Here is a 317-nt window from a genome sequence, read left to right as displayed (position 1 = left end):
ACCTACCCCGCAAGGGATATAGGCGTGATATATGTATGTATGTAATAAAACGTTTCACATGTCGACCGCAAAGCGCAGGCCACGTGCGGTCGGCGTGAAGCTAAATTGATGAGTCACTCAATCGCCAATGTAATGGTCCTTCAAAACGAACGACCCCTAGCTCACAAAGTAATTGTACCTAGCTAGTAACTAAAATTCACGTTTGATCGATCCTTGAGGTCCCTCATGTATGACTCCAAAGTGTTTGGTGAGTAAGACCTGTTGTACTTTAGCCAATCATACCATTTTTCAATGATTGAACCGAGGTCCACAGTTAC

The 317-nt window shown here is 43.8% G+C and carries 1 pseudogene; it reads right to left on the bottom strand.

Annotated elements, in window-relative coordinates:
• Positions 1-209: 209 nt before the first annotated feature.
• Positions 210-311: pseudogene (locus ACJ5GX_RS00330) on the bottom strand (site-specific integrase); the annotation flags it as partial.
• Positions 312-317 lie beyond the last annotated feature (6 nt).

The organism is Wolbachia endosymbiont of Tuta absoluta, assembly GCF_059414725.1.
Note: the sequence above shows the minus strand (reverse complement) of the source record. Positions and strands in the feature narration are given on the sequence as shown.